Here is a 995-nt window from a genome sequence, read left to right as displayed (position 1 = left end):
TTCATGGCCTCGTCGATCAGGGTCTCCACGATCTTCGACTCCGGCACCGTCTTGATGACCTCACCCTTGACGAAGATCTGCCCCTTGCCGTTACCCGAAGCGACACCCAGATCCGCCTCACGCGCCTCACCGGGGCCGTTCACCACACACCCCATGACCGCGACCCGCAGCGGAACCTCCATGCCCTCCAGACCGGCCGTCACCTCGTCCGCCAGCTTGTACACATCCACCTGCGCCCGCCCACACGACGGACACGAGACGATCTCCAGCCGCCGCTGCCGCAGATTCAACGACTCCAGAATCTGGATCCCGACCTTGACCTCCTCCGCCGGAGGCGCCGACAGCGACACCCGGATCGTGTCCCCGATCCCCTCACTCAGCAGCGCACCGAACGCCACCGCCGACTTGATCGTCCCCTGGAACGCCGGACCCGCCTCCGTCACCCCCAGATGCAGCGGGTAATCGCACTGGGCCGCGAGCTGACGGTAGGCATTGACCATCACCACCGGATCGTTGTGCTTCACCGAGATCTTGATATCCCGGAAACCATGCTCCTCGAACAGCGAGCACTCCCACAACGCCGACTCCACCAACGCCTCCGGCGTGGCCTTCCCGTACTTCTCCAGCAGCCGCTTGTCCAGCGACCCCGCGTTCACCCCGATACGGATCGGCACACCCGCATCCGAGGCCGCCCGCGCGATCTCCTTGACCTTGTCGTCGAACTGCCGGATGTTCCCCGGATTCACCCGCACCGCCGCACACCCGGCATCGATCGCCGCGAACACATACTTCGGCTGGAAATGAATGTCCGCGATCACCGGGATCTGCGACTTCTTCGCGATCACCGGCAACGCGTCCGCGTCATCCTGCGACGGACACGCCACCCGCACGATCTGACAGCCCGACGCCGTCAGCTCCGCGATCTGCTGGAGCGTCGCCCCGATATCCGCCGTCACCGTCGTCGTCATCGACTGAACCGAGACCGGAGCGTCGCC

At 65.3% G+C, this 995-nt stretch carries 1 protein-coding gene; it reads right to left on the bottom strand.

All coding sequences use genetic code 11. From position 1 onward, the window contains the following. Positions 1-995: flavodoxin-dependent (E)-4-hydroxy-3-methylbut-2-enyl-diphosphate synthase (gene ispG, locus KN815_RS41055; RefSeq protein ID WP_216346882.1), on the bottom strand; the 995-nt coding region annotated here is incomplete at both ends.

Origin of the sequence: Streptomyces niphimycinicus (assembly GCF_018883605.1) — a bacterium.
GTDB classification, from domain to species: domain Bacteria; phylum Actinomycetota; class Actinomycetes; order Streptomycetales; family Streptomycetaceae; genus Streptomyces; species Streptomyces niphimycinicus.
Note: the sequence above shows the minus strand (reverse complement) of the source record. Positions and strands in the feature narration are given on the sequence as shown.